Annotated in this window: 16 protein-coding genes; 2 read left to right on the forward strand and 14 right to left on the reverse strand. The window is 73.6% G+C overall.

Annotated features, from left to right (window positions below; all coding sequences use genetic code 11):
* Positions 1-119: 119 nt before the first annotated feature.
* The 4 genes from ABT014_RS27930 to proS form a co-directional block, all read right to left on the reverse strand.
* Positions 120-359 carry an RNA-binding protein gene (locus ABT014_RS27930; RefSeq protein ID WP_033824615.1) on the reverse strand — a complete coding sequence of 80 codons (240 nt, stop codon included), beginning with the start codon at positions 357-359 and terminating at the stop codon, positions 120-122.
* 2 nt (positions 360-361) lie between these two features.
* Complete coding sequence (gene rpsP / locus ABT014_RS27935) at positions 362-790, reverse strand: 30S ribosomal protein S16 (RefSeq protein WP_033824614.1); 429 nt, start codon at positions 788-790, stop codon at positions 362-364.
* 494 nt (positions 791-1,284) lie between these two features.
* Positions 1,285-1,863, reverse strand: coding sequence for a hypothetical protein (locus tag ABT014_RS27940; RefSeq protein ID WP_350641975.1), 579 nt, complete (start codon positions 1,861-1,863; stop codon positions 1,285-1,287).
* A gap of 502 nt (positions 1,864-2,365) precedes the next feature.
* A complete protein-coding gene (proS, locus tag ABT014_RS27945) occupies positions 2,366-3,778 on the reverse strand; it encodes a proline--tRNA ligase (protein ID WP_350641976.1) in 1,413 nt (470 codons plus the stop codon).
* 258 nt (positions 3,779-4,036) lie between these two features.
* On the opposite strand from proS, the gene ABT014_RS27950 reads away from it, so the two are divergent.
* A complete protein-coding gene (locus ABT014_RS27950) occupies positions 4,037-4,879 on the forward strand; it encodes a class I SAM-dependent methyltransferase (protein ID WP_350641977.1) in 843 nt (280 codons plus the stop codon).
* A 113-nt stretch (positions 4,880-4,992) separates the two neighbouring features.
* On the opposite strand, the gene ABT014_RS27955 is transcribed toward ABT014_RS27950, so the two are convergent.
* The 6 genes from ABT014_RS27955 to nsdA form a co-directional block, all read right to left on the reverse strand.
* The gene (locus ABT014_RS27955) at positions 4,993-5,520 is read right to left on the reverse strand and encodes a GNAT family N-acetyltransferase (RefSeq protein ID WP_350641978.1); all 528 of its coding nucleotides are present in this window, start codon (positions 5,518-5,520) and stop codon (positions 4,993-4,995) included.
* A 151-nt stretch (positions 5,521-5,671) separates the two neighbouring features.
* On the reverse strand, positions 5,672-7,237 hold the full coding sequence (gene ffh, locus ABT014_RS27960) for a signal recognition particle protein (protein WP_350641979.1): 1,566 nt from the start codon (positions 7,235-7,237) through the stop codon (positions 5,672-5,674).
* Positions 7,238-7,428: 191 nt separating this feature from the next.
* Positions 7,429-9,870, reverse strand: a complete 2,442-nt coding sequence (locus ABT014_RS27965) for a [protein-PII] uridylyltransferase (RefSeq protein WP_350641980.1) — start codon at positions 9,868-9,870, stop codon at positions 7,429-7,431.
* Between the two features lie 195 nt (positions 9,871-10,065).
* Complete coding sequence (locus ABT014_RS27970; protein ID WP_350641981.1) at positions 10,066-10,404, reverse strand: P-II family nitrogen regulator; 339 nt, start codon at positions 10,402-10,404, stop codon at positions 10,066-10,068.
* The gene (locus ABT014_RS27975; protein ID WP_350641982.1) at positions 10,404-11,738 is read right to left on the reverse strand and encodes an ammonium transporter; all 1,335 of its coding nucleotides are present in this window, start codon (positions 11,736-11,738) and stop codon (positions 10,404-10,406) included. The genes ABT014_RS27970 and ABT014_RS27975 overlap by 1 nt, the downstream gene beginning before the upstream one ends.
* Positions 11,739-12,117: 379 nt before the next feature.
* A complete protein-coding gene (gene nsdA, locus ABT014_RS27980; protein ID WP_350641983.1) occupies positions 12,118-13,575 on the reverse strand; it encodes a transcriptional repressor NsdA in 1,458 nt (485 codons plus the stop codon).
* 577 nt (positions 13,576-14,152) lie between these two features.
* Between nsdA and ABT014_RS27985 the strand changes: the two genes are divergently transcribed.
* Complete coding sequence (locus ABT014_RS27985; RefSeq protein ID WP_350641984.1) at positions 14,153-14,866, forward strand: bifunctional DNA primase/polymerase; 714 nt, start codon at positions 14,153-14,155, stop codon at positions 14,864-14,866.
* A gap of 111 nt (positions 14,867-14,977) precedes the next feature.
* Here ABT014_RS27985 and ftsY read toward each other — a convergent pair whose 3' ends face one another.
* The 4 genes from ftsY to ABT014_RS28005 form a co-directional block, all read right to left on the reverse strand.
* Positions 14,978-16,195: a signal recognition particle-docking protein FtsY gene (ftsY, locus tag ABT014_RS27990; RefSeq protein ID WP_350641985.1), complete on the reverse strand. Its 1,218-nt coding sequence runs from the start codon at positions 16,193-16,195 to the stop codon at positions 14,978-14,980.
* Between the two features lie 175 nt (positions 16,196-16,370).
* Positions 16,371-19,967 (reverse strand): chromosome segregation protein SMC, encoded by a 3,597-nt coding sequence (gene smc, locus ABT014_RS27995; protein WP_350641986.1) that lies wholly within the window; start codon positions 19,965-19,967, stop codon positions 16,371-16,373.
* Positions 19,968-20,206: 239 nt separating this feature from the next.
* The gene (locus ABT014_RS28000) at positions 20,207-20,410 is read right to left on the reverse strand and encodes a hypothetical protein (protein WP_350641987.1); all 204 of its coding nucleotides are present in this window, start codon (positions 20,408-20,410) and stop codon (positions 20,207-20,209) included.
* A 394-nt stretch (positions 20,411-20,804) separates the two neighbouring features.
* A complete protein-coding gene (locus tag ABT014_RS28005; RefSeq protein ID WP_350641988.1) occupies positions 20,805-21,098 on the reverse strand; it encodes an acylphosphatase in 294 nt (97 codons plus the stop codon).
* Positions 21,099-21,123: the final 25 nt, after the last annotated feature.

A 21,123-nucleotide genomic window follows, 5' to 3' on the forward strand; every position in this document is an offset into this window, starting at 1 on the left:
GCGGAACAGACAGCGAGAAGAAGAGAAGCACGGGCGCGGGCCCCCGCCGCCACCAACGAGGAAGGGCCGGCCGGGACGACTAAGCGTCCCGGCCGGCCCAGAAACCTGACGGTCTAGTGTCAGCGAATGCTGTCCACGTCGACCAGGTCGACCCGGACGTTGCGACCGCCGAGCGCGCCGACCACGGTGCGCAGAGCGCGCGCGGTCCGGCCGCCACGGCCGATCACCTTGCCGAGGTCATCGGGGTGCACCCGCACCTCGATGGTGTGCCCCCGACGCAGCTGGCGCGAGCGCACCTGCACCTCGTCGGGGTGCTCGACAATGCCCTTCACCAGGTGGTCGAGGGCTTCCTCGATCACGCTCAGGCCTCGGTGGAAGCGGCCTCGGCCTCGTCAGCCTTGTCCGCCTTCTTGGCCTTCGGGGTGATGGCGACACCGGTGGTGGCGTCCTCGAAGCCGGCGACGGCCTTCGCGAAGAGGTGCGAGAAGTCCTCGACCTTGGGCTCGGCGACCTTGAGCGGCGCCGGGGCCGGCAGGCCCTTGAACTTCTGCCAGTCGCCGGTCAGCTTGAGGATGGCGAGCACGGGCTCGGTCGGCTGGGCGCCGACGGACAGCCAGTACTGGGCGCGGTCGGTGTCGACCTCGATCTTCGAGGGGTTGTAGGTCGGCTGGTAGATGCCGATCTCCTCGATCGCACGACCGTCACGCTTGGTGCGCGAGTCGGCGACGACGATGCGGTAGTGCGGGGAGCGAATCTTGCCGAGACGCTTGAGCTTGATCTTGACTGCCACGGGAGTGGATTCTCCTGGTGTTGACGTGGGTGAGCGGCCGATCGGCTCCGCGTGGGGTTGCGGGGCCCGGCCGTTCAAGGGACACGCCAGCCGTAGGAGAGAGGGGTCCTGCTCGGCTGCCGAGTACTCAGCTGTCCATTCTGCCATACCGGGGCAGGTCGGCCCGACCGAGGGTCCCCGCCCTCGGTAGAGCCGAACAGCCACGCGGTGGCAGTCGACAGCGGTCCCGACGCCTGCGGAGCGCGCCCCGGTCCGACCCGACCCGGTCTCCGGCACCCTCCGGTGGCACCCGTCCACCACTGCTACTGCGACTGTTCCGGTTCTGCCTCTGTGCCCGATTCCGCTGCCGGTGTCGCGTACCGCACCGTTCGCGCCGATCGGGCCCTCCGTCCTGCTCGGACCACCCCACCTGCTCGCGCCGTCCGTCCTGCTGGGCCGCTCGACCGGACCGCGGGGTACGCCCCGGGCCCGCGACCGCCTCGCCGGCGTACCGACTACGCGATCTTGAACGGCTGCTGGCAGGCGCCGCAGACGATCGACGCCTGGGCGAGCACCGACGGAACGACGCGCACGTTCCGGCCGCACCCGCAGACCGCCTTGACCCGGACGCCGCCGCCGGAGGACCCGTGCCGCGCCGCCGGACCGCGGAACGCCCGGTGCACACCCTCGCCGGCCACGGCCAGCTGGTGGGCGCCCAGCGCGCGGTCGAGCCGCTCGATGGTGCTGGAGTAGCGGTCCCTGGTGTCGTTGAGCATGGTCACCTGGGAGAAGCCGCTGCTCGCGTGCGGCTCCACCGGGTGGGCCAGCCCGAGCTCGGAGGCGAGCATCAGGAAGCGCCGGTTGTGGTACCGGCCGGCCCTCGAGGTGTCGCGGATCTCGCGGGCGGCGGCCAGTCCGTGGGCGGCTTCGTGCAGCAGCCGCTCGAAGTCGAGCCGGGTGCCGCAGGCCGAGGAGGACTCGCCGATCAGGGCCTCGGGCGAGGCCAGGTCGGGAAGGTCCTGGTGGTGGGCCTGGATGTCGCTCCAGGCGGCGGCCAGTTCGGCCGCGAGGACGAGAGGCTGTGTCGTGCTCACGCTGTACCAACGATGCGCAGGGAGCCGACGTTCCACGAGTTCCCGCCCGAGGGGAATTCCCAGGAAACTCTCAGGAATACACAGCTGTGCGCGAATTGCGCTGACCGGATCTGACGCAAGACCAACCCCCTGCAACTCTCGGCCCGCCGGATTCGGCGGGCTCTCGGCTATCACCCCAGGGCGGCTGCGCCCATAGGACAGACGGCCCGCGGCCTGGTCGGAAATTGACAGGGCCACGGGCCGTATACCGTACCGCTAGTTCAGCGCGACCGGCAGTTGACTGGTGAGTAGTCTCGGCGCGGAACGCGGACGGGTGGGCGAACAGCTTTCGAACGGCCGTCGACGTCCGGGGATACCGGTTGTTCCGGCCTCCGCGGAGGAGTGGCGGACCGCTTCCGCGAACCCTTCGGAGTCCACTTCCGCGTCCGCCGCCCCGGTGATGTGCGAGCCGTCGGCGGGCACATCATCGGGGCGGCGAATTCGTCCGGAAATATCCGGTACGTCAGTAGGCGCGCGCGACGATCGCGACGTTGCCGTCCTGGTCGTCGGTGGCCGGCACGGAGCCGTCCGCGGCGACGATGCAGCGCACCGAGACGCCCTGCTCGGCCAGCTTGGCCTCGCCCTCCGGACCGAGCTCGGCCCAGGAGATCCGGCCCCAGCCGGTGGTGGCGGCCTCGACGGCCTCGTCGATGGTCTTGACCTCGACCGTGCGGGCCTCGCGGCGCTCGCGGGACTGGCGCAGCAGCAGCGCCTGGTCCTCCTCCAGGATGCCGGGCACCAGCGCGGCCAGTGCGTCCACCGACACCGGCTCCTTGCCGCCGGCGATCCGGCGGGCCAGCATCGCGGTGCCGTTCTCCAGGTCGCGCGGGCCGACCTCGATCCGCAGCGGCACTCCCTTGAGCTCCCAGTCGACCGCGCGGCGGCCGAACGGGGTGTCGGTGCGGTCGTCGACGACCACGCGGACGCCGGCGGCCTCCAGCTGAGCGCCGATCTCGCGGACCTTGGCGAGCACCGCCTCGTCGCCCTTGATCGCCAGCACGACGGCCTGGACGGCGGCGAGGCGCGGCGGCACCCGCAGACCGTTGTCGTCGCCGTGCGACATGATCAGGCCGCCGACCATGCGGGTGGAGACGCCCCAGGAGGTCTGCCACACGTGCTCGCGCTGGTCACCACCGGACAGGAAGGTGGTGTTGAAGGCCTTGGCGAAGTTCTGGCCCAGCTCGTGGCTGGTGCCCATCTGCAGGGCCTTGCCGTCACCCATCATGGCCTCGAGGGTCAGGGTGTTGATCGCGCCCGCGAACCGCTCCTTGGCGGTCTTGCGGCCGAGCACCACGTCGATGCCCAGCACGTTGGTCATGAAGTCGCCGTACACGTCGGTGTGGATCTGCGAGGCGTACGCGCGGGCGTCCTCGTACGTGGCGTGCGCGGTGTGGCCCTCCTGCCAGAGGAACTCGGTGGTGCGCAGGAAGACGCGGGGGCGCAGCTCCCAGCGGACCACGTTGGCCCACTGGTTGATCAGCAGGGGCAGGTCGCGGTGGCTCTGGACCCACTTGGAGAAGTACTCGTTGATGATCGTCTCGGAGGTGGGCCGGACGACGACCGGCTCCTCCAGCTGCTTGCCGCCGCCATGGGTGACCACGGCGAGCTCGGGGGCGAAGCCCTCGACGTGCTCGGCCTCACGGGTCAGGTAGGACTGCGGGATGAACATCGGGAAGTAGGCGTTCTGCGCGCCGGCCTTCTTGATCCGCGCGTCCATCTCCTGCTGCATCCGCTCCCACAGGCTGTAGCCGTACGGTCGGATGACCATGGTGCCGCGCACCGGACCGTTGTCGGCCAGCTCGGCCTTGTTGATGAGGTCCTGGTACCAGCGGGGGAAGTCGTCCGCCTGGGGGGTGAGAACGGGTGCCTTAGCCATGGGGCAGATGGTACGGGGCCCGGGGCGCCGACTGTGAATCGGTTTACCCGACGGGTGGGCGGGCAGCGCGGAGGGCTCGGACCGGCGCATCCCACCGGCGCACCACCGCAGCGCGCGGATACCTGCTCGCACCCCTCTGGACGCCGGGCCCCGACCGCTGTTCGCTGGATGCGGGGCGGGGTCAGCGGGGGGAGCCGTAGACACCGAAACAGACGCCGGTGCAGGGCATCGGTATCCAGAACCGGATGGGAGGCCGCGATGGCTTCAGCGCATGTGGCCGGCACAACCGCGCAGCGCCCCGACACGCACGGCACGGCGGGGTCGCACGGCCGGGCGCGGGACTGGGCGGAGATCCAGGAACGCATGCTGGTGCCGCTCTACCAGGCGGTCTTCGAGCGGTTGGAGGTCGGTCCGGCCACCAGCGTGCTCGGTCTCGGGTGCCGGTCGGGGCTGGCCCTGCTGCTGGCCGAGGAGCGCGGCGCGCAGGTCTGCGGACAGGAGTCGGAGGCCGAGCTGAGGGAGCTCGCCGAGGGGCGCGGACTGCGGGTGCCGGCCGAGTCCGCGGGGGTCGCGCAGGCCGATCGGCGGCTCACCCGGTCGGCGTACGGCATCCCCCGGGCGGCCCATTCGCTGGTCACCGTTTTCGAGCAACTCCCCTACGTCGGTGACCCGTCCCGCCTGGTCGCCGAGGCCGGCGCGCTCACCATGCTGGGCGGGCACCTGGTGCTCGCCTGCTGGGGCCCGCCGGAGCGGTGCGAGAGCGCCGGCGCGCTGGACGTCGCGCGCCGCCTCTCGGTCCGGACCCCGGCGCACGCCCCGTTCGCGCTGAGCGGCCCCGGGGCGCTGGAGCAGCTGCTCGCGGACGCGGGCCTGCGGCCGGCCGGCAGCGGCCGGGTGCACTGCCCGTTCGCGTACCCGGACCTGGAGAGCGCGGTGCGCGGGATGCTGTCGACCGGGCTGTTCGACAGCGCGATCGAGGACTCCGGCCGGACGCTGGTCGGCAAGGAGCTGGAGGAGGCGCTGCACCCGTACGTGCAGGCGGACGGCTCGGTCCGGATGGCCAACCTGTTCCGCTACGTGGTGGCCGAGCAGCCGCGCTGAGCGCCGGCCGGGCCGCAGCGGGGTGGTGCCCCGGCCAGGGGGCGCCACCCCGCACCCGTCCACCCCGCACCCGTCCACCCCGGCCGGCACGCGCGCGAGTCCCCCGACCGCCGTCAGTCCTGCGCCGGGGGCGGCCACTCCTCCGCCGTGAGGGCGAACCGCTCGTGGTCCCGCCAGGCGCCCGCCAGGTACAGCATCCGCGGGGTGAAGCCCTCGTGCCGGAAGCCCAGCCGGCGGGCCAGCGCGATCGAACGCCCGTTGTCCGGCTGGACGTTGATCTCCAGCCGGTGCAGCCCGAGCCCGCCGCGCTCGACCGGCGCGAAGCATCGCTCGACCACCAGCCGCATGCCCTCGGTCATCAACCCCGTCCCGGCGAACGGCAGGTAGGAGTCGTAGCCGAGGGCGGCGTTGCAGAACCGGCCCATCACGATGTTGGCCACGTTGCACTTGCCGACCAGGCCGCCGTCCGCGGCCTCCTCGATCAGGAAGGTGCGCAGTCCGGGACCCTGGCGTTCGAGCAGCTCGGGCAGCCCGTCCGGCTCGACCGGGTTCCACCGGCCGATGTGCTCGGCGGACCGGCGCACCGCGTCGGCGTACGGTCCGGCGTCTGCGGGCCTCGGCGCCCGGATCCTCACTCGCATCGGACCATCATCGACCATCCTCGGTCACCCGTGCGGTAGCACCCGGACGACGGCGTGCGGGAGAACGGACGGTGCAGGGAGACCGGGCGGCGCACGGACGGCGGCGGCCCGCCACCCCGGTGCGGGGGTGGCGGGCCGCCGGCACGGACCGTCAGATCAGGTCCCGGAACTCCTTGGGCAGCTCGAAGTCGGCCGGGCCCTTGCCCGCACCGAGGCCGAACGCGCCGCCGGGGGCGGGCGCCTGCGGGGTGCCCGGACCGAGCGCCTTGCGCTCGGCGGCCGCCGCCTCCTCCTGCGCCCGCTTCAGCGGGTTGCCGGAGCGCTTGCGGCCCTTGGCGGGCTGCGACTTCTTCGCGGACTTCTTGCCGCCGCCACCCATGCCCGGGATCCCCGGCATACCGGGGATGCCCTTCCCGGAGGCCATCGCGGACATCATCTTGCGGGCCTCGAAGAACCGCTCGACCAGGTTGTTGACCTCGCCGACGCCGACGCCCGAACCCTTGGCGATGCGGGCCCGGCGCGAGCCGTTGATCAGCTTCGGGTCGGTCCGCTCGGCCGGGGTCATCGACTTGATGATGGCGCCGACGCGGTCGACGTCCTTGTCGTCGATGTTGTTGATCTGGTCCCGGATCTGGCCCATGCCGGGCAGCATGCCGAGCAGCTTGGAGATCGAGCCCATCTTCCGGACCTGCTCCAGCTGGGCCAGGAAGTCGTCGAGCGTGAAGTCCTTGCCGCCGCCCTGCAGCTTGGCGGCCATCTTCTCGGCCTCGGCCTGCGAGAAGGTCTGCTCGGCCTTCTCGATCAGGCTGAGCATGTCGCCCATGCCGAGGATGCGCGAGGCCATCCGGTCCGGGTGGAAGGCGTCGAACTCGTCGACCTTCTCGCCGTTGGAGGCGAACATGATCTGCCGGCCGGTGACGTGGGCCACCGAGAGCGCGGCACCGCCTCGGGCGTCGCCGTCCAGCTTGGAGAGCACCACGCCGGTGAAGTCGACGCCTTCGAGGAAGGCCTGCGCGGTGGTGACCGCGTCCTGGCCGACCATCGCGTCGACCACGAAGAGGACCTCGTCCGGGTTGACCGCGGCGCGGATGTCCGCGGCCTGCTGCATCAGCTCGGCGTCGATGCCCAGGCGGCCGGCGGTGTCGACGATGACCACGTCGAACTGCTTCTGCTTGGCGTACTCGATCGAGTCGCGGGCCACCTGCACCGGGTCGCCGACGCCGTTGCCCGGCTGCGGGCCGTAGAAGGCCACGCCGGCGCGCTCGGCGACCACGCCGAGCTGGGTGACCGCGTTCGGGCGCTGGAGGTCGCAGGCGACCAGCAGCGGGGTGTGCTTCTGGGTCTTCAGCCAGTGGCCGAGCTTGCCCGCCAGGGTGGTCTTACCGGCTCCCTGGAGACCCGCCAGCATGATCACGGTCGGCCCGGTCTTGGCATAGCGCAGGCGCCGGGTCTCGCCGCCGAGGATGCTGATGAGCTCCTCGTTGACGATCTTGATGATCTGCTGGGCCGGGTTCAGCGCCCCGGAGACCTCGGAGCCGAGCGCGCGGTCCTTGACCTGCTTGATGAAGGCCCGCACCACGGGGAGCGCGACGTCCGCCTCCAGCAGGGCGATCCGGATCTCGCGCGTGGTGGCGTCGATGTCCGCCTCGCTGAGGCGGCCCTTGCCCCGGAGGTTCTTGAACGTCGCTGCGAGGCGGTCGGAGAGAGTGTCGAACACGTCGGTCGCGGGTCCCTTGCGGCATCGGTACGGGTACTGTCGTCGTCCCCAGGGTATCCGCCCGGTCCGGTCGCGGTCTCCACCCCGGTCATCAGGCTCCCGGAACCGCAGGTCACGACCGGCGCGGCCCGCCCGTCACCCCGGCCCGACCCGCCCGTCACCCCGGCCCGAGGGCCTTCAGTCGAGTGCCTTCAGCCGAGCGCCTCCTGGACGGCCGCGGCCACCTGCGCCGCCCGCTCCGTGCCGAGCGGCCGGCCGGCCTCGTCCGTCACGTAGAAGGCGTCCACCGCGTCCGCGCCCAGGGTGGAGACGTGCGCGGTCCGGACCCGGACCCCGGCGCCGTCCAGTGCCCGGCCGATCCGGTGCAGCAGCCCGGGGGCGTCGTGCGCCCGCACCTCCAGGATGGTCGCGCTGCGGGAGGCGTCCGGCGCGACCGCGACCACCGGGGGCGGGGTGGCGATCCCCGATCGGCGCGGCGCGGCCGCGTCCCGCTCCGCCAGCTTGCGCGAGACGTCCAGCGAGCCGTCCAGCGCCCGCCGCAGGTCGGCCCGGAGCCTGGCGGTCTCCGGCAGCTCGCCGTACTCGGCGGCAACCGTCCAGGAGATCAGCAGCACCGGTCCGGCCCCGATCGGGTCCAGTTCCCGCAGGCCCGCGGCGCGGACCCGCAGCCGGTGCAGCGCGAGCACCCCGGCGACCGTGCCCAGCAGGCCCGGACGGTCCGGGATGGCCAGGGTGAGTTCGACGCCCATCGGCTCGGTGGCCGGCGCGTCCTGGTCGGTCTCGGCCCGCAGCGCGAGCGCGGGCCCGCCGGTGCGGGCCGCCTCGACGGCGAGCCGCTCCTCGTCGGCGGTCGGCGCGGCCTCGGCCGGTCGCCCCTCGCCACCCGCCAGCTGGGCGGCGGCCCGCGCCACCAGGCCGGCCACCAGCGAGGCCCGCCAGCCGCTCCAGGCCGCCGGGCCGGTCGCGGTGGCGTCGGCCTCGGTGAGCGCATGCAGCAGCTCCAGCTGCGGCAGCGTGCCGACCACCTTGGTGATCAGCTCGACGGTCGCCGGGTCGTCCGGGTCCCGCCGGGTGGCGGTGTCCACCAGGGTCAGGTGGTGGCGCACCAGCAGGGCGAGGGTCTCGGTGTCGGCCCGGTCGAAGCCCATCCTGGTGGCCACGTCCCGGACGATCACCTCGCCGGCCTCCGAGTGGTCCCCGGGCCAGCCCTTGCCGATGTCGTGCAGCAGCGCGGCGACCAGCAGCAGGTCCGGCCGCGCCACCCGGCGGGTCATCGCGGCGGCCCGCACCGCCGTCTCGATCAGGTGCCGGTCGACCGTCCAGCGGTGCACCGCGTTGCGCTGCGGCCGGCAGCGGACCCGCTCCCAGTCCGGCAGCAGCCGGCTGATCAGGCCCTCCGCCTCCAGGGCCTCCCAGACCGGCAGGCAGGCCTCCCCCGCGCCGAGCAGGGTGACCAGCTGCTCGCGGGCCTCGTCCGGCCACGGCACCGGCAGCGGCCCGGTCTCGGCGGCCAGCCGCCGCACGGTGGCGTACGAGACGGTGAGGCCCGCCTGCGCGGCGGCGGCGGCGGCGCGCAGCGGCAGCACCGGGTCCTGGGCGGGCCGGGCGCCCTGGGCGAGGACGGCCTCGCCCTCGTGCTCGACCACGCCCTCGGCCAGCGGGCGGCGCTCGACCGCGCCCTTGGCGACCGCGCCGCCGGTCCGGCCGACGCCGGCGAACGGGAACGCCAGCCGGGAGATCCGCCGTCCCCGGTTGGCGCGGGCGGCCAGTATCCGCTCGACCGAGCGCCAGGTGACGTCCCCGGCGTACGCGACGGTGCGGGCCGCCTCGTACACCTGGCGGAGCAGGATGTCCGCGTCCAGCACGCCGAGGCGGGCCGCGACCTGGTCCTGGTCCTGGAGGCTGAGCCGCTCGGTGGCCCGGCCGGTGACCAGGTGCAGCGCGTCGCGGACGTCGGCGAGCCGGGCCGCGGCCGCGTCCAGCCCCTCGCGCGGGGCGTCGGCCAGCCAGGTGGCGGCGATGGCGCGCAGCGCGACCACGTCGCGCAGGCCGCCGCGGGCCTCCTTGAGGTCCGGCTCCAGCAGGAAGGCGAGTTCGCCGTGGCGCTCGGCCCGGTCCCGGACCAGCCGGTGCAGCTCGGGCAGCCGCCCGGCCGCATCGGCCCGCCAGTCGGCCAGCACCGCGGAGCGCAGCCGGGCGGTGAGCTCCGGGTCGCCGGCCACGTGCCGGGCGTCGAGCAGGCCGAGCTGCGCCCTGAGGTCCTCGGCGGCGACCGTGCGGGCCTGCGCCAGGGTGCGCACCGAGTGGTCCAGGGCGGCCCCGGAGTCCCAGACCGGGTACCAGATCCGGTCCGGCAGTTCGGGGTCGAGGGCGCCGTCGTGCAGCAGCACCAGGTCGAGGTCGCTGCGCGGGGAGAGTTCGCCGCGGCCGTAGCCGCCGACGGCGACCAGCGCCGTGCCGGCCGGGGCGCCGGCCGCGCGATGCAGTCCGGCGAGCCAGCGGTCGGTCAGGTGGGCCAGCTCGGCTCGGCGCCGGGCACCGGACAGCGCGGGGTCGGCGAGCAGGCGGGCGCGGTCGGCGGCGTGGTCGCCCGGGTGGGCCGGGTCGCCGGGGTGGGTGTGGGTGGTGGTCACGTCGTGGTCCCCATCCGTGGAGCGGGCGGTGCCGGGTCGGACCCCCGGCGGCCGGGCCGGGACGCGCCGTCGGCAACGGCGCCGGATGCGCCTGCGGCGGACCTGCTGGGGCAGGTCCGCCTAGGGCTTGAGGTGCTGGAGCTGTGTCGTACCTGCTGTTACTGCTGGTGCCGATGGTGCCGATGGTGCTGAATGCTAGAGGGCGTCGGGCCCGCGCTCGCCGGTCCGCACCCGGACCGCCGTGTCGACCGGGACGGACCAGACCTTCCCGTCCCCGATCTTGCCGGTGCGGGCGGCCTTGACCACGACCTCGATCAGCTGCTCGGCGTCGTCGTCCTCGACCAGGATCTCGACCCGCACCTTGGGGACCAGGTCGACGGTGTACTCGGCGCCGCGGTAGACCTCGGTGTGCCCGCGCTGGCGGCCGTAGCCGCTGGCCTCGGTGACGGTCAGGCCGTGCACCCCGAACGCCTGCAGGGCGTCCTTCACCTCGTCCAGGCGGTGCGGCTTGATGACTGCGGTGATGAGCTTCATCAGGCGTCGACCTCGGTCTTCCGGGCGGTGGCGGCACTGGCGGAGGGGGTGGAGGCGGTGGTGGAGACCCGCCCGAGGCTGGCGCCCACCGCGCTGAAGTCGTACGCGGACTCGGCGTGCTCGGCCTGGTCGATGCCGGCCACCTCGACGTCCTCGGAGACCCGCAGGCCGATGGTGCGGTGGACGGCCTGGCCGAGCAGCCAGGACAGTACGAAGGAGTAGACGGCGACCACCGCGACGCCCATCGCCTGCTTGCCGAGCTGGCCGAGGCCGCCGCCGTAGAACAGGCCCTGGGCGCTCTGCCCGACGTGGCCGGTGGCGAAGAGGCCGACCGCCAGCGAGCCGATGATGCCGCCGACCGCGTGCACGCCGACCACGTCGAGCGAGTCGTCGAAGCCGAACCGGTACTTGAGGCCGATCGCGGCGGCGCAGACCGCACCCGCGATCAGGCCGAGGGCGATGGCGCCGAGCAGCGAGACCGAACCGCAGGCGGGGGTGATCGCGACCAGGCCGGCCACCGCACCGGAGGCGGCGCCCAGCGTGGTGAACGCGCCGTGCTTGATCCGCTCGTAGGCGAGCCAGCCGAGCACGGCCGCGGCGGTGGCGATCTGGGTGTTCAGGAACGCCATCCCGGCGACGCCGTTGGCGGCCAGCGCCGAGCCGGCGTTGAAGCCGAACCAGCCGAACCAGAGCAGGCCGGTGCCGAGCATCACCAGCGGCAGGCTGTGCGGCCGCATCGGGTCCTTCTTGAAGCCGACCCGCTTGCCCAGCACCAGGCAGAGCGCGAGGCCCGCCATGCCGGCGTTGATGTGCACGGCGGTGCCGCCGGCGAAGTCGATCACGCCGTTGCGGTCGCCCAGCCAGCCGCCGTTCCCACCGTCGAAGAAGAAGACCCAGTGCGCGACCGGGAAGTACACGACGGTGACCCACAGGGCGACGAACAGCGCCCAGCCGGCGAACTTGGTGCGATCCGCGACCGCACCGCTGATCAGGGCCGGGGTGATGATCGCGAACATCAGCTGGAAGGCGGAGAACGCGGTCACCGGGATGGTGCCGGTGATGTCGTTGAGGCCGATGCCGCGCATCCCGAGGAAGTCGAGGTTGCCGATCAGGCCGGCGCCGGCGTCCGGGCCGAAGGCCAGCGAGTAGCCGTAGAGGACCCAGAGCACGCTGACGATCGCGAGCGATACGAAGCTCATCACCAGCATGTTGAGCGTGCTCTTGACCCTGACCATGCCCCCGTAGAAGAAGGCCAGACCCGGGGTCATCAACATGACCAGGGCCGCACAGATGAACACAAAGGCGGTATCGCCCGCGCTGAAGCCGTCCGGCATCGGCGTCTCCTCTGGATGGAAGCCGCACCACACCCGGGATCCCTGTCCCGTGCCACCCGGGGTGTCGGCGATGAGAGGAGCGTGCCGAAGACTGGTTTCGGCCGATGCGGCTCGGTGTTTCACCGCAGTGACGTGGTTGACCTGCGCGTTACGAGGACGTGAACTGCGGCCGTGCCATGACAGATCTTGCGCTACCGTACGGCCGCCCGGGACGGGTCGTGCCCGGGACGTCACCGACCGTGGAGGCCGGCTCGCTGCGGGGCGGGGGAGCCCGTGCGGATGCGAGTCGCGGCGGCCTCCACGGTCGGAGTACCGGTCCGGCCGTGGCCGGAAATCGGGGGTGCGCGGTGGCTGCGCGGGCCCTTCGGCGGGCCCCGCGTCAGACCGCGGTGGCGGCGAACTCCGGGATGTCCTGGACCACCCGCTCGGCCAGCCGGGAGATCTCGGGCACGTCCTGGTACTGCCGGGTGGCGGCCTCCGAGGTCTTGCGCACCCGGGTGTTCAGCCGCTCCGAGCGGACCTTCTTGGCGATGTCCACCGCCTGCTCGCACATCACCGCCGCCTGCTCCGGCTCACCCTGGAGCAGGTGCACGCTGGCCATGCCGACCAGGTTGAAGGCGTACGAGCGGACGTGCTCGCCGTCCTGCCGGAACAGGTCGACCGCGCGCTCCATCACCGGGGCGGCCATCGAGGCGTACAGCGGACTGCGGGTGGAGTGGTAGGCGAGGTCGCGGAAGGAGTGCGCGTTCTCCGCGTTCAGCTCCGCCTCGGAGAAGAACTTCAACCAGTCCGGGGTGCCGTCGCCGGGCCGGCAGTCACTGAAGGTGTCCTCGGCCAGCCGGGCCGCGCGGGCGCAGCGGTTGACCTCGCCGATGGTCGCGTAGGCGCGCGCCTCCATCGCGTACAGCAGGGCCTGCTGGCGCGGGCCGGCGGTGTCCCGGCTGCCGTACTGGGCGAGGTGGATCAGCTCGAGGGCGTCCTCGCCGCGGTTCAGGTGGATCATCTGGCGGCTCATGTCGGTGAGGATCAGCGCGCCGAACGGGCGGTCGCCCGCCTCCTTGGCCGCGTGCAGCGCCAGCACGTAGTACTTCTGGGCGCTGGGGTGCATGCCGACGTCGTACGACATCCAGCCGGCCAGGTGGGCGAGCTCGGCGGTGAGTCGGAAGAGCCGGCGGGTGGTCTGCTCGGGGTAGGTCTCCTGGAGCAGGTCGGTGACCTCGTGCAGCTGGCCGACCACGGCCTTGCGGCGCAGGCCGCCGCCGTTCTGCGCGTCCCACTGGCGGAACATCTCGGTGGTCTGCTCCAGCAGTTGGAGCTCGGGCTCGGAGAGCCGGCCGGTGTGCGGCTCGCCCCCGTTGGCCGCGGTGAGGATCGGCATCGGGGCCCCGCCCGGCCCGGGGGTGAGCCAGCGCTGCATCGGCTCGATCAGCGCGGCGCCGGCCGTCAACGCGAGCGAAGTGCCCAGGAAACCGCGGCGGTTGAGCATCAGGTCACTGCGGGAGTACTCGCTGATCAGCTGGACGGTCTGCTCGCCGCTCCACGGCAGGTCGACCCCGCCGCCGACGGTGGAGACCGGGACGGCCGCGCGCAGCCCGAGGTCCTCCACCGAGACCACCGAGCCGAACCGCTCGGAGAACAGTTCGGAGAGGATCCGCGGGATCGGCTCGCGCGGCTGCTCGCCGTCGAGCCAGCGGCGCACCCGGGAGGTGTCGGTGCTGACGTGGTGGGCGCCGATCTGCCGGGCCCGGCGGTTCACCTGACGGGCCAGCTCGCCCTTCGACCAGCCGCTGCGCGTGAACCACGAGCCCAGCTTCTCGTTCGGTTGCTTGTCTCCCATGGGAACGTCCCCATCCCGCCCGGCCCCAACCAGGGCCCCGATCGTGTGCCCGACGGTTGCGGGCTCTTGCTCGACGTGCTGTGCCTTGCGGTGCCTCTGCGTGCCTCTGCCGTGCCATGCCCGGGTGACCGACCGCCGAAGCGACCGGTTCATTGCTTTCCGTGTGCCGAACGTAACGCTCCATCCGCCATCCGGGGGAGCGTGGCTCGGGAAACGCCACCTTTCGCCACCCCTACGAGTGAACTACGCACGCACTGTCAGCGGTTCACTGGTAGTCGGCCCGGCGTGACACCGGCACATGCCGGTACCGCCCGGGCCCGCCCCATTCGCCGCTGCATGCGGCCAACTTCCGCGAGGAAAAGGCGCGTTGCCGACCTCGGAGATGACGGAGGCACCCGTGCAGCAACGACGATCCGGCATCCGGCGAGCCGGTGCAAGGCGGCTCCTGGCACACGCCACCCGAATTGGTGCACGCCGCCCGCTGCGCGCCGCCAATGCACCACGCGCACCACGCCGGACAATTGACCCATTGTCACGGTCCCGTAACCACCGGCAATCCGAACCTGTTGGGGGAGGCATGGACAACCTGTTCGGCGATCTCCGGCTGGGCACCCTGTGGTCGACACCGCTGGGCATCCGCCGCACCCGCGCCACCTCGCTCCAGGCGGCCACCGAGTACACCGGCCGGCTCGGCTGGACGGTCGCCGTGGGCACCGCGGCGCCGGGGCTCGCCCCGGGCGCGGCCGGCTGCGGCTGCGGCTGCGGCTGCGGCGTGCCCTACTGCGCGGCACCCGGCCTGCACGACTCCGTCGGCCCCGAGCTGCCCGCCGGCACCCCCGTACCGGAGCTGGCCGGCCGGTGCCCCGCCGGCGCCCCGCTGCTGCTGCCGACCGGTCGCCACTTCGACGTGCTGGACGTCCCGGCCCAGCCCGGCCTGCAGGCGCTGGTCCGGCTGGAGCGGATGGGCACCCAGGTCGGCCCGGTGCTGGCCGCCCCGACCGGCCGGCTGCTGTTCTTCGTCGCCCCCGGCACCGCCGAGCGGCTGCCCGACCTGCTGTACCGGATGGGCTGGGACGACGCCGCGCTCGACCTGGCCTGCCACGGCGCCGGCGGCTACCTGGCAGCGCCGCCCACCGTGCTGGCCGGTCTGGGCCCGATGCGCTGGCTGCGCCGCCCGACCCGGGAGAGCGCGGCCTGCCCGCCGGAGGCCCGACTGCTGCTCGGCACCCTCGCCTACGCCTGCCACCGCACCCGCTCGCGGGACGCCGAGGCCGCCTGGTTGGCCTCCTGACCGAGCCGGCTCCGGGTACGAGAACGGGCACGAGCGCGGGCAGCGGACCGGGTACGAGAAGGGGCCGCCTCCCCGGGTGGGGAGACGGCCCGGAGCCTTGGACCGGCCGGATCAGTCGCCGATCAGCGCGTCCACGAAGGCGGCCGGCTCGAACGGCGCCAGGTCGTCCGCCCCCTCGCCGAGCCCGATCAGCTTGACCGGCACGCCCAGCTCGCGCTGGACCGAGATCACGATGCCGCCCTTGGCGGTGCCGTCCAGCTTGGTCAGCACGATGCCGGTGATGTCGACCACCTCGGCGAACACCCGGGCCTGCACCAGCCCGTTCTGGCCGGTGGTGGCGTCCAGCACCAGCAGCACCTCGTCCACCGGGCCGTGCTTCTCCACCACCCGCTTGACCTTGCCCAGCTCGTCCATCAGGCCGGTCTTGGTGTGCAGCCGGCCGGCGGTGTCGATCAGCACGGTGTCCGCGCCCTCGGCGATGCCCTCCTTGACCGCGTCGAAGGCCACCGAAGCCGGGTCGCCGCCCTCCGGACCGCGCACGGTCCGCGCGCCGACCCGCTCGCCCCAGGTCTGCAGCTGGTCCGCGGCGGCGGCGCGGAAGGTGTCGGCGGCGCCGAGCACCACCGAGCGGCCGTCCGCGACCAGCACCCGGCCGAGCTTGCCCGAGGTGGTGGTCTTGCCGACGCCGTTGACGCCCACCACCAGGACGACGGCCGGGCGGCCGTCCTCGTGCTTGGCGGTCCGCAGCGAGCGGTCCGCATCGGTACCGATCAGCCCGGTCAGCTCCTCGGCCAGCAGGGTCCGCAGCTCGGCCGGGGTACGGGTGCCGAGCACCTTCACCCGGGTGCGCAGGCTGTCCACCAGCTCCTGGGTGGCGGCCACCCCGACGTCGGCGGTGAGCAGCGTCTCCTCGATCTCCTCCCAGGTGTCCTCGTCGAGGCGGTCCCGGGAGAGCAGCGTCAGCAGGCCCTTGCCCAGCGTGTTCTGCGAGCGGGAGAGCCGGGAACGCAGCCGGACCAGCCGGCCGGCGGTGGGTTCGGGGACCTCGATCGCGGGCGGGGCGAGGGCCTCCTCGACCGGCAGCTCGGCCTCGGGGGCCTCGACCGACTCGACCCGTGCCTCGGTCGGTGCCCCGGCCGGCTGCTCGACCGGTGGTGCCTCGGTGGCCGGCGCCTCGACGGCCTCCGGTGCCTCGGGGGCGGGGGCGGTGACGACCGGGGTCGTCGCGCGCGGGGGCAGTTGCTTGCGTCGTCTGCCGGTAACGACGAGACCTGCGATCGCGCCGACGGCGACCACGGCGATGACTACGGCAAGGATCACGTATTCCATAACCCCCCCAGTATCCGCGACACCCCCCCTGCGGGGAACGGTGACATTCGCGGGCGCCGGGACCTCCACCCGATACGCGCACCGAACCGTGCCGGGGGCCGGTCAGGGCGGGCCCGGGGGCCGGTCGGGGCGGGCCCGGGGGCCGGTCGGGGCGGGCCCGGGGGCCCGGGGGGTGTCAGTCCGCGGCCGCGACCGCCTCCTGCCGGCGCGGCGGAGCGGGCCGCTCCCGGTGCTCCTCGCGCAGCCGCTGGCTGATGACCTGGGAGATGCCGTCGCCCTTCATGGTCACGCCGTAGAGCGCGTCGGCGGACTCCATGGTCAGCTTCTGGTGGGTGATCACGATCAGCTGGGAGCTCTCCCGCAGCTCCTCCATGATCGCCACCAGCCGGCGCAGGTTGGTCTCGTCGAGCGCCGCCTCCACCTCGTCCATCACGTAGAACGGGCTCGGCCGCGCCTTGAAGATCGCGACCAGCAGCGCCACCGCCGTCAGCGAGCGCTCACCGCCGGACAGCAGCGACAGCCGCTTCACCTTCTTGCCGGGCGGGCGGGCCTCCACCTCCACGCCGGTGGTCAGCATCGACTCCGGCTCGGTCAGCACCAACCGCCCTTCCCCGCCGGGGAAGAGCCGCGAGAAGACGCCCTCGAACTGCGCGGCGGTGTCGTGGTAGGCCGCCGTGAACAGCTGCTCCACCCGGACGTCCACGTCCCGGACGATGTCCATCAGGTCGCGCCGGCTGCGCCTCAGGTCGTCCAGCTGCTCGCCGAGGAACTGGTGCCGCTCCTCCAGCGCCGCGAACTCCTCCAGCGCCAGCGGGTTGACCTTCCCCAGCTGCTGGTAGGCCCGCTCGGCCGCCTTCAGCCGCTTCTCCTGCTCGGCCCGCACGTACGGCACCGGCTCCCCCGCCGGCTGCCCCTCCTCCGGCACCGGCGGCGGTACCGGCCGGTCCGGCCCGTACGAGGCGAGCAGGTCGCCGCCCTCGATGCCGAACTCCTCCAGCGCCTTGGTCTCCAGCTGCTCGATCCGCAGCCGCTTCTCCGCCCGCAACACCTCGTCCCGGTGGCCGGCGTCGACCAGCCGGTCCAGCTCGGCCTTGAGCTCGCGGCCCGACTCGCGCCCGGCCCGCAGCTCGCTCTCGCGCCCCGCCCTGGCCTGCTCCGCCTCGGTGCGTTCGGCCTCCGCCCGGCCGAGCGAGCCCTCCAGGCAGCCGAGCAGTTGCCGGGCCCCGGCCGCGACCGCCGTCGCGACCGCCGCCTGGTGCCGGGCGCGCTCACGCCGCTCGGCCGCCCGCTTCCGGGCCTCCCGCTCGGCCTGGGCCGAGCGGTCCAACTGATCGGCCCGGCCGGACAGCGCCCGGACCCGCTCCTCGTGGGTGCGCACCGACAGCCGGGCCTCCAGCTCCAGCTGCCGGGCCTGCGAGCCGGCGGCGGCCAGCCGGTCCCGCTCGGCGCCGTCCGGCTCCTGCTCGCCGCCCTCGGCCAGCTCCTCGGCGGTGGCGAGCCGCTCCGCGAGCTCCTCGGCGGCGGCCAGCGCATCGGCGAGACCCTGCTCGGCCCGGGTGGCCGAGCCGGCCAGCCGCTCCGCCTCCCCCGCCGCGGCCCGGGCCTGCCCGCCGAGCCGGCCCAGCGAGCCGGCCAGCTGGGCCCGATCCCGCTCACCCTGCCGTCGCCGGGCCGCCAACTCGTCCAGCGCGGAGCCGAGTTCGCTCCGCCGCTCGGTCGCCTCGGCCAGTGCCGCGCCGGCCTGCGCGTGCCGCTCCGCGCACTCCTCGATCTGCCGGGCGGTCTCCGTCACCGCGGCCCGGGTCTCCAGCAGGCTCGGCGCACCGGCCGAACCACCCTGCGCGAACCCGGTCGAGAGCACGTCCCCGTCCGCCGTCACGGCGGTCAGCTCCGGCTCCGCCGCGAGCAGCAGCCGGGCGCCGTCCAGATCGGCCACCAACACCACGCGCTCCAGCAGGACTTCGGCGGCGGCCAGCACCTGCTCGGCGCCGCTCAGCGCCGCCGCGGCCCAGCGCGCCCCGGCCGGCAGCGGCCGCCGCTCCCCCGCCGGGCGCGGCCGGGCGATCAGCAGCGCCGCCCGCCCCGCGTCCTGCGCGCGCAGCCGGCGCAGCGCCTCGACCGCGGCGTCCGGGCCGGTCACCGCCACCGCGTCCGCCGCCGTGCCGAGCGCCGCCGCCACCGCCACCTCGTCACCGGAAGCCACCCGCAGCAGCTCGGCGGCCGATCCCAGCACCCCGGCCGGCGCGCCCCGGGCGAGCAGCTCACCGCTGCCGTCCTTGCGCCGCAGCCCCAGCGCCAGCGTCTCGTGACGGGCCGTCAGTGCGGCCCGCTCGCGCTCCGCGGCCCCCACCGCCTCCCGGGCGGCGGCCAGCTCCCGCTCCGCCCCGGCCAGCTCCTCCCGGGCCTGCCCGTGCGCCCGCTCCAGCTCCTCGTCGCCGGCCTCCACCTGCTCGGCCTGCTCGCGCAGCTGCTCGTACTCCTCCTGTGCGGCCCGGGCCCGCAGCTCGGCCTCGTCCCTGGCCTCGGCCAGCCGGCCGATCTCGGCCTCGGCGCCGGCCGCCCGGGAGCGGGCGGCCGCGGCCTGTCCCTGCAGCCGGGCCAGCCCCTCCCGGCGGTCCGCGATGGCCCGGGCGGCGGCCTTCAGCCGGGTCTCCTCGGCGGTCAGCGAGCGCTCCAGCTCGGCCCGCTCCTCGACCGCCTCGGCCAGCGCGTACCGCGCCTGCTCCAGCGCCTCGGTGAGCGCGGCCTCCTCCTCGCGCACCCGCTGCGCCTCGCGCTCCAGCTCCTCCGGGTCCCGCCCGCGCCGCTCCTGGGCCTGCCCGTCGCCCTGCGCGTGCCGGACCTTCGCCTCGGCCAGCCCGATGGTGCCCCGGGTGCGTTCGACCAGCGCGGAGAGCCGGTACCAGGTCTGCCGGGCCGCCTCCAGCTGCGGGCCGAGCTGCTCGACCTGCGCCTCCAGCACGGCCTCGCGCTGCTGCGCCTTGGCCAGCTCCTGTTCGACGGTGGCCCGGCGCAGCCCGAGCGCCAGCTCGTCCGCGATCTCGGCCTCGACCGCCCGGCGCAGCGCCAGCAGGTCGTCCGCGAGCAACCGCAGTCTGGCGTCGCGCAGTTCGGCCTGGATGCCGGCGGCCCGGCGGGCGATCCTGGCCTGCCGACCGAGCGGCCCGAGCTGCCGGCGGAGCTCGGCGACCAGGTCCTGGACGCGGTTGAGGTTGCCCTGCATGGCGTCCAGCTTCCGCAGCGCCTTCTCCTTGCGCTTGCGGTGCTTGAGGACGCCGGCCGCCTCCTCGATGAAGGCGCGCCGGCCCATCGGGTCCGCGTGCAGGACGGAGTCCAGCTGGCCCTGGCCGACGATGACGTGCATCTCGCGGCCGATGCCGGAGTCGGAGAGCAGCTCCTGGATGTCCAGCAGCCGGCAGGTGGTGCCGTTGAGGGCGTACTCGCTGCCGCCGTTGCGGAACATCGTCCGGGTGATCGTCACCTCGGAGTAGTCGATCGGCAGGGCGCCGTCGGTGTTGTCGATCGTCAGGCTGACCTCGGCGCGGCCGAGCGGGGGGCGCCCGCTCGTCCCGGCGAAGATGACGTCCTCCATCTTGCCGCCGCGCAGCGACTTGGCGCCCTGTTCGCCCATCACCCAGGAGAGCGCGTCCACCACGTTGGACTTGCCGGAGCCGTTCGGCCCGACCACGCAGGTGATCCCCGGCTCGAAGCGCAGGGTGGTGGCCGAGGCGAAGGACTTGAACCCGCGGAGGGTGAGACTCTTCAGGTGCACCCGTACCCTCCTGACCACGGCGTTCCGGCTCTGCTGGCGACTGTATCCGGCAGTGCGGACACGGAGTCGTCAGGAGCCGGTTTGGCCACGCCGGGCCTGGGCACCTTTACGGGAAAAAGACCGCATGCGACTGATGCCGGACACGACGAAGGGACGTCACCAGGACGTCCCTTGCAGGCTGCATTCCCCTTCGGGATGCTCAGTGCGCAACAGCGTCGATCTGCGGAAGGATCGGGGGCTCAGGTGAGGGCCGGCTCCCGGTGATCCAGTTCGATGCTGCTGAGCAGCGAGTGCTCGTCAGCGACAGCGAGCAGTGCGTCGTTCTCCGTCTGGAGCCGGTTGAGCTCGGCCTCCAGATCCTGGACGCGCTGCTGGAGCCGTCGCATCTCGGAGAGCATTCGCGGGTCGGGGCCGCCGACGTACCCGAGAAGCGCCTTTGCCATGATGAATGGTCCTCCACGCTGAGTGACCGAACCGGGAGCGGTACTGGTCTAGGGGGAAGGGAACACGCACCCGACGACGCGACCGGCTGTGCTGGCTGGGCACTTCGGAGCACCCGCAGTGAGCTGGGCCCACGGCGGAGTGACCCGACCGGGTAAACGCGGACGTGTGCGCGGGTTTTCAGGGTCTCACCAAAGACGGTACGGGTCAACACGATCACCGCACGCTACCGCCCCCCTGTCACCTGCATGGCGGGACGGACACACCACGGGACGGGGCGGGGCCCCGCGAAGGGCCCGGGTGGATCACTGCTCGGTGCGGAGTCAACCACGAGTCCGCGCAGTTGGCAACCGCATGACACCGGCAGTTGCCCCGCCCGGGGGACATTCCGGACGATCAGCGGATGGCGAAGCTCCGGTACCCCTCGCCGGTCGCGCTCCAGATCTCGGTCACTCCGCTGACCTGGCCGGGAGTGTCCGGGCCGCGCAGCAGCGCGAGCAGTTCCTCGCACTCGGCGTGCAGGCCCTCGGCGACCACCTGCACCCGGCCGTCGCCGAGGTTGCTGGCGTAGCCGGTCAGACCGATCTCCAGCGCCCGGGCCCTGGTCCACCACCGGAAGCCGACCTGCTGGACCCGGCCGCGCACCCAGGCGGTGACCCGGACCGGGTGCTGACTGTCATGACCGTGCATGCGTCGACCCTAACGGCAGCCGCGG

This window comes from Kitasatospora sp. NPDC094015 (assembly GCF_040304075.1).
Lineage (GTDB): Bacteria > Actinomycetota > Actinomycetes > Streptomycetales > Streptomycetaceae > Kitasatospora.

Excerpts from the sequence above, each read along its gene's own strand:
- proS (WP_350641976.1), bottom strand. The coding sequence starts at position 3,778 with ATGGCTAAGGCACCCGTTCTCACCCCCCAGGCGGACGACTTCCCCCGC.
- ABT014_RS27950 (WP_350641977.1), top strand. The coding sequence starts at position 4,037 with ATGGCTTCAGCGCATGTGGCCGGCACAACCGCGCAGCGCCCCGACACG.
- ABT014_RS27955 (WP_350641978.1), bottom strand. The coding sequence starts at position 5,520 with ATGCGAGTGAGGATCCGGGCGCCGAGGCCCGCAGACGCCGGACCGTAC.
- ABT014_RS27970 (WP_350641981.1), bottom strand. The coding sequence starts at position 10,404 with ATGAAGCTCATCACCGCAGTCATCAAGCCGCACCGCCTGGACGAGGTG.
- ABT014_RS27975 (WP_350641982.1), bottom strand. The coding sequence starts at position 11,738 with ATGCCGGACGGCTTCAGCGCGGGCGATACCGCCTTTGTGTTCATCTGT.
- nsdA (WP_350641983.1), bottom strand. The coding sequence starts at position 13,575 with ATGGGAGACAAGCAACCGAACGAGAAGCTGGGCTCGTGGTTCACGCGC.
- ABT014_RS27985 (WP_350641984.1), top strand. The coding sequence starts at position 14,153 with ATGGACAACCTGTTCGGCGATCTCCGGCTGGGCACCCTGTGGTCGACA.
- ftsY (WP_350641985.1), bottom strand. The coding sequence starts at position 16,195 with ATGGAATACGTGATCCTTGCCGTAGTCATCGCCGTGGTCGCCGTCGGC.
- ABT014_RS28000 (WP_350641987.1), bottom strand. The coding sequence starts at position 20,410 with ATGGCAAAGGCGCTTCTCGGGTACGTCGGCGGCCCCGACCCGCGAATG.
- ABT014_RS28005 (WP_350641988.1), bottom strand. The coding sequence starts at position 21,098 with ATGCACGGTCATGACAGTCAGCACCCGGTCCGGGTCACCGCCTGGGTG.